The 6,791-nt window shown below is 64.1% G+C and carries 5 protein-coding genes and 2 tRNA genes; all 7 read left to right on the top strand.

Going from position 1 to position 6,791, the window contains the following annotated elements; genetic code table 11:
* Positions 1-104: 104 nt before the first annotated feature.
* The 7 genes from tig (at position 105) to D7Y61_RS18100 (ending at position 6,791) form a co-directional block, all read left to right on the top strand.
* Positions 105-1,400: a trigger factor gene (gene tig / locus D7Y61_RS18070; RefSeq protein ID WP_049448004.1), complete on the top strand. Its 1,296-nt coding sequence runs from the start codon at positions 105-107 to the stop codon at positions 1,398-1,400.
* Between the two features lie 76 nt (positions 1,401-1,476).
* Entirely contained in the window at positions 1,477-2,103 is a 627-nt protein-coding gene (clpP, locus tag D7Y61_RS18075; protein WP_004146318.1) for an ATP-dependent Clp endopeptidase proteolytic subunit ClpP, read from the top strand.
* A gap of 126 nt (positions 2,104-2,229) precedes the next feature.
* Complete coding sequence (gene clpX, locus D7Y61_RS18080; protein ID WP_004154600.1) at positions 2,230-3,519, top strand: ATP-dependent Clp protease ATP-binding subunit ClpX; 1,290 nt, start codon at positions 2,230-2,232, stop codon at positions 3,517-3,519.
* A gap of 142 nt (positions 3,520-3,661) precedes the next feature.
* On the top strand, positions 3,662-6,112 hold the full coding sequence (lon, locus tag D7Y61_RS18085) for an endopeptidase La (protein ID WP_180868272.1): 2,451 nt from the start codon (positions 3,662-3,664) through the stop codon (positions 6,110-6,112).
* A 217-nt stretch (positions 6,113-6,329) separates the two neighbouring features.
* Positions 6,330-6,602, top strand: a complete 273-nt coding sequence (locus D7Y61_RS18090) for an HU family DNA-binding protein (protein ID WP_004146343.1) — start codon at positions 6,330-6,332, stop codon at positions 6,600-6,602.
* Positions 6,603-6,613: 11 nt separating this feature from the next.
* Positions 6,614-6,688 (top strand) — tRNA-Val (locus D7Y61_RS18095).
* 26 nt (positions 6,689-6,714) lie between these two features.
* Positions 6,715-6,791: transfer RNA gene (locus D7Y61_RS18100), tRNA-Asp, on the top strand.

A 6,791-nucleotide genomic window follows, 5' to 3' on the forward strand; every position in this document is an offset into this window, starting at 1 on the left:
TAAAGGGCTGCGGCAAGCAGGCGCGTCCCAGACGTCGTGTCCTTACAACCGTTTCATCCCAATCATCGAGCCGGGGGCCTGGGCCACCGGTGGCAGGAGTCAACATGCAAGCTTCGATCGAATCCACCGGCAACCTGGAACGCCGCCTGAGCTTCTCGCTGCCGGAAGAGCGTCTGCAGAGCCACATCGTCGGCCGCCTGGGCGAAATCGCCCGTACCACCCGCATCAAGGGTTTCCGTCCGGGCAAGGTGCCGGCCAAGGTGATCGAGCAGCGCTTCGGCGCGCAGGTCCGTGGCGAGGCGCTGGACGGCCTGCTGCGCGAAACCTTCGACGCGGCCGTGCGCGAGCATGACCTGCGCATCGTCGGCAGCCCGCGCATCGACAAGGGCGACGAGGGTGAGTTCTCCTTCGTGGCCACCGTGGAAGTGGTGCCGGACTTCGGCGACATCGACGTCAGCAAGCTGACCGTCGTGCGGCACAGTGCGGAAATCACCGACGCCGACATCGACCAGATGATCGAGAACCTGCAGAACCAGCGTCGTACCTGGGCCCCGGTCAGCCGTGGCGCGCAGGACGGTGACCTGGTCGCGGTGGAAACCTGGTCGCAGGCCGGCGAAGAGCGCCTGCCGGCCGAGGGCACCGAGAAGGGCTCGATCGTGCTCGGCCAGGGCATGATGTTCGAAACCATCGAAAAGGGCCTGGTCGGCCTGGCCAAGGGTGAAGAGAAGACCCTGGACGTCGAGTTCCCGGCTGACTGGCGCGTGCCGGTGCTGGCCGGCAAGACCGTGCAGGTCACCGTCAAGGTGGCCGAAGTCTCCGAGCCGGTCGTGCCGGCGGTCGACGAAGCGTTCATCAAGAGCTTCGGCGTGAAGGGCGGCGATGTGGAGCAGTTCCGCAGCGACATCCGCGCCAACCTGGAGCGCGAGCTGAAGGGCGCCCTGATGAACCGTCTGCGCCGCGAAGTCGGCGAGCAGCTGATCGCCGCCTATTCCTCGGTGGAAATGCCGCCGCGCCTGGTCGAGAACGAAGCCCGCGCCATGCTGGCCCAGCAGGTCGAGCAGATCCGCCGCAATGGCCAGAACGTCGGCGAGATCCCGGCCGACGCCCACGAAGGCTTCAAGGACGCCGCTGCCAAGCGCGTGCTGGTCGGCCTGCTGGTCGGTGAAGTGGCCCGCATCAACGACCTGCGCCTGGAAGCCAAGCGCCTGAACGAAACGATGCGTCTGATCGCTTCGACCTACGAAGAGCCGGAGCAGGTCATTGAGATGTACCGCAACGACCCCCAGCTGATGTCTGGCCTGCAGAACCGTGTGATGGAAGAGCAGGTGATCGACTGGATCGCCGAGCGTGCCCAGCACACCGAAGAGAAGCTGTCGTTCCAGGACGCGATCCGCCAGTAAGCCCGGGCGGATCACCGGATGCCCCGCGCCTTTGCCGGCGCGGGGTTGTTGCCCCCCAAGATAGGTACCTCACGTAATGGACAACCGAACCAAAGCCCTGAACCTGGTTCCGATGGTGGTCGAGCAGACCAGCCGCGGCGAGCGTGCCTACGACATCTATTCGCGCCTGTTGAAGGAGCGCCTGATCTTCCTCGTGGGCCCGATCGACGATCACATGGCCAACGTGGTGGTGGCGCAGTTGCTGTTCCTGGAATCGGAAAACCCGGAAAAGGACATCAACATCTACATCAACTCGCCGGGTGGCGTGGTCACCGCCGGCATGGCGATCTACGACACCATGCAGTACATCAAGCCGAATGTGAGCACCACCTGCATCGGCCAGGCCGCCTCGATGGGCGCCCTGCTGCTGGCCGCGGGCGAAGCCGGCAAGCGCTATGCGCTGCCGAATTCGCGCGTGATGATCCACCAGCCGCTGGGCGGCTACCAGGGCCAGGCCACCGACATCGACATCCACGCGCGTGAGATCCTGACCCTGCGTTCGCGCCTGAACGAGGTGCTGGCCAAGCACACCGGCCAGTCGCTGGAGACGATCGCCCGTGACACCGAGCGCGACAACTTCAAGAGCGCCTTCGAGGCGCAGGCCTACGGTCTGGTCGACCAGGTCCTGGAGCGTCGTCCGGATGAGTCGATCCAGGCCGGCTGACCGGCCTTCACGGGGCCATGGAGGCCCCGTTCCTGCAGGGTCGGGCGGGACTGGTGTCCCCTCGGCCCTGTGCTATTCTCGAATCGAACCCCCGTTCAGCGGGTGGGGTAACTGGGTAAGCGAAGCATGAGCGAAGACCGCCAAGGTCGTTCCACGGACACCGGCAAGATCCTCTACTGCTCTTTCTGCGGCAAGAGCCAGCATGAAGTGCGCAAGCTGATTGCGGGTCCGAGCGTGTTCATCTGTGATGAATGCGTGGAGCTGTGCAACGACATCATCCGCGAGGAGCTTGAGGAAAAGGCGCAGTCGGCGCGCAGTTCGCTGCCGAAGCCGCGCGAGATCCTCGAGGTGCTCGACCAGTACGTGATCGGCCAGAACCGCGCCAAGCGCACCCTGGCCGTGGCCGTGTACAACCACTACAAGCGCATCGAGAGCCGGCAGAAGAACGACGACGTCGAACTGGCGAAGTCGAACATCCTGCTGGTCGGTCCGACCGGTTCGGGCAAGACCCTGCTGGCCGAGACCCTGGCCCGCCTGCTCAACGTGCCGTTCACCATGGCCGACGCCACCACGCTGACCGAAGCCGGTTACGTGGGCGAGGACGTGGAGAACATCATCCAGAAGCTGCTGCAGAAGTGCGACTACGACGTCGAGAAGGCGCAGCAGGGCATCGTCTACATCGATGAAATCGACAAGATCTCGCGCAAGAGCGAGAACCCGTCGATCACCCGCGATGTGTCCGGCGAAGGCGTGCAGCAGGCCCTGCTGAAGCTGATCGAAGGCACCGTGGCCAGCGTTCCGCCGCAGGGCGGGCGCAAGCATCCGCAGCAGGAATTCCTGCAGGTGGACACCAAGAACATCCTGTTCATCTGCGGCGGCGCGTTCGCCGGGCTGGACAAGGTGATCCAGGCCCGTTCCACCGACGTCGGCAGCATCGGCTTCGGCGCCAAGGTGAAGAGCAGCGAGCGCAAGCAGGAAGTGGGCAAGGTGCTGGCCGAAGTCGAGCCGGAAGACCTGATCAAGTTCGGCCTGATCCCCGAGTTCGTCGGCCGCCTGCCGGTGGTGGCGACCCTGGAGGAGCTGGACGAGCCGGCCCTGATCAAGATCCTGACCGAGCCGAAGAACGCCATCACCAAGCAGTTCAAGAAACTGTTCGAGATGGAGAACGTCGAGCTGGAGTTCCGTCCGGACGCGCTGTCGGCCATTGCCCGCAAGGCGCTCAAGCGCAAGACCGGTGCCCGTGGCCTGCGCACCATCGTCGAATCGGTCCTGCTGGACACCATGTACGACCTGCCGTCGCAGGAAAACGTCAGCAAGGTGGTGGTGGACGAGTCGGTGATCGAGCACAAGTCCGAGCCGTACCTGATCTACCAGACCCCGGCGGCCCCTGAACAGAAGGCCGCAGGCGCCGAGTGATCCTTCCAGGTTGTTGATTGGAAAGGATTTTCAAGGAATGCCTTGCATCTGAAAGCCGATGGCCCCATAACGGGGCCATCGGCTTTTTTTGTCTCCGGAAGATGCCCTCCCGGAGGCGGTTTTCCCCTTCCCTGGAGCCCCCATGGCCCGTTCCCCAAGTGAAACCCTCGACCTGCCGGTCCTGCCGCTGCGCGACGTAGTGGTGTTCCCGCACATGGTCATCCCGCTGTTCGTCGGCCGTGACAAGTCCATGCACGCGCTCGAACAGGCAATGGAATCGGACAAGCGCATCCTGCTGCTGGCGCAGAAGTCGGCCGAGACCGACGACCCGCATGCGGCCGACCTCTACCAGGTCGGTACGCTGGCGCAGGTGCTGCAGCTGCTGAAGCTGCCCGACGGCACCATCAAGGTGCTGGTTGAAGGCCTGTCGCGCGTGCAGGTCACCCACGTCGACGAGCGCAACGGCTCGCTGCACGGCCAGGCCGTGGAGATCGACGCCACCGACGAGCGCGAAGCGCGCGAAGTCGAGGCGATCGCGCGCTCGCTGATGTCGCTGTTCGAGCAGTACGTGAAGACCAACCGCAAGCTGCCGCCGGAACTGCTGCAGACGCTGTCGGGCATCGATGAGCCGGCGCGCCTGGCCGACACCATCGCCGCGCACATCAGCGTGCGCCTGGCCGACAAGCAGCGCCTGCTGGAAACGCTGGCCGTGGGCGACCGTCTGGAGATGCTGGTCGGCCTAGTCGACGGCGAGATCGACGTGCAGCAGATGGAGAAGCGCATCCGCGGACGGGTGAAGTCGCAGATGGAGAAGAGCCAGCGCGAGTACTACCTCAACGAACAGATGAAGGCCATCCAGAAGGAACTGGGTGACCTGGACGACGCACCGGGCGAGCTGGAAGAGCTGGCCCGCAAGATCGCCGAAGCCGGCATGCCGAAGGCCGTTGAAGCCAAGGCGCGCAACGAACTGAACAAGCTCAAGCAGATGTCGCCGATGTCGGCCGAAGCGGCCGTCGTGCGCAACTACCTGGAGTGGCTGCTGGGCGTGCCGTGGAAGAAGCGCAGCAAGGTGCGCAAGGACCTCAAGGCTGCGCAGGACACCCTGGACGCCGATCACTACGGCCTGGAGAAGGTCAAGGAACGCATCCTTGAATACCTGGCCGTGCAGTCGCGCGTGAAGCAGATGAAGGGCCCGATCCTGTGCCTGGTCGGGCCGCCGGGCGTGGGCAAGACCTCGCTGGGCCAGTCCATCGCCAAGGCCACCAACCGCAAGTTTGTGCGCATGTCGCTGGGCGGCGTGCGCGACGAGGCCGAGATCCGTGGCCACCGTCGTACCTACGTCGGTTCGATGCCGGGCCGCATCGTGCAGAACCTCAACAAGGTGGGCAGCAAGAATCCGCTGTTCGTGCTGGATGAGATCGACAAGATGTCGATGGACTTCCGTGGCGATCCATCCTCGGCGCTGCTGGAAGTGCTGGACCCGGAGCAGAACAACGCCTTCAACGACCACTACCTGGAAGTGGACCTGGACCTTTCCGAAGTGATGTTCGTGGCCACCTCGAACTCGCTCAACATTCCGGGCCCGCTGCTGGATCGCATGGAAGTGATCCGCATCCCCGGCTACACCGAGGATGAGAAGCTCAACATCGCCACCCGTTACCTGGTGCCCAAGCAGATCAAGGCCAACGGCCTGCAGCCGGAAGAACTGGAGATCGGCAGCGATGCCATCCAGGACATCGTGCGCTACTACACGCGCGAATCGGGCGTGCGCAACCTGGAACGCGAGATCGCCAAGATCTGCCGCAAGGTGGTGAAGGAGATCGCGCTGGCCGGCCCGCAGCCTGTGGCGAAGGCGAAGAAGGGGGCGAAGAAGAAGGCGCTGGTGAGCGTGTCCAGCAAGAACCTGGATAAATACCTGGGCGTGCGTCGCTTCGATTTCGGCCGTGCCGAGGAAGAAAACGAGATCGGCCTGGTTACCGGTCTGGCCTGGACTGAAGTGGGTGGTGATCTGCTGCAGATCGAATCGACGCTGGTGCCGGGCAAGGGCCAGCTGATCCTGACCGGCCAGCTCGGCAACGTGATGAAGGAGTCGGCTTCGGCGGCGCTGTCGGTGGTGCGTTCGCGCGCGGTCGGCTTCGGCATCGACAGCGACTTCCTGCAGAAGCACGACGTGCACCTGCACGTGCCCGATGGCGCCACGCCGAAGGACGGCCCGAGCGCCGGCGCGGCGATGGTCACCTCGCTGGTGTCGATGCTGACCAAGGTGCCGGTGCGTGCCGACGTGGCGATGACCGGCGAGATCACCCTGCGTGGTCGTGTCACTGCCATCGGTGGGTTGAAGGAGAAGCTGCTGGCCGCACTGCGTGGCGGCATCCGCACCGTCATCATCCCGGAAGAGAACCGCAAGGACCTGGCCGACATTCCGGCCAACGTCACCCGCGATCTGGAGATCGTGCCGGTGAAGTACATCGAAGAAGTCCTGGACCTGGCACTGGAGCGTCCGCTGGCACCCAAGAAGGCGCGCAAGAGTGCGCAACGTGTCACGGTGCGCAGCAAGGCCAAACCGAGTGGAAGCGCGCGCGTCAAGCATTGACGCGCGCTGTCCAACGGCCTGAAACCCGCGTCGTTGCTGGCTTTCCAGCTTGCGTGGGGGTAGGGCCGCTGGTATAAAAGCAGCACTCGCGAATGAGTGATCGCTGTCAGCGATGACTGAATCGGCGAACCGTTTCCACATGGCGGCCGCATGCAGAAGGCGTGCGGTTGCTTCCCTGTCGAATAAGCGGAACCCACCGCCAAAGGAGTTGTAGAGAATGAACAAGACCGAATTGATCGATGCCGTTGCTGAAGCTGCCGACCTGACCAAGGCCGAGTCCAGCCGCGCTGTCGATGCCGTCGTTGCTGCCGTCACCAAGGCGCTGAAGGACGGCGATGCGGTCACCCTGGTCGGCTTCGGTACCTTCCAGGTCCGCGACCGTGCTGCGCGCACCGGCCGCAACCCGAAGACCGGCGACACCATCAAGATCGCTGCTTCGAAGAATCCGTCGTTCAAGGCTGGTAAGGCCCTGAAGGATGCTGTAAACTAAGCGGCTCGCTGGGGTGCTTAGCTCAGCGGTAGAGCGTCTCCTTTACACGGAGAGGGTCGGGGGTTCGAAACCCTCAGCACCCACCACAGCACCGTAGTAGAAGTTTGAGTGTGGAGCGGTAGTTCAGCTGGTTAGAATGCTGGCCTGTCACGCCGGAGGTCGCGGGTTCGAGTCCCGTCCGCTCCGCCA

It is taken from the genome of Stenotrophomonas maltophilia (assembly GCF_013464485.1).
Classification (GTDB): Bacteria; Pseudomonadota; Gammaproteobacteria; order Xanthomonadales; family Xanthomonadaceae; genus Stenotrophomonas; species Stenotrophomonas maltophilia_AW.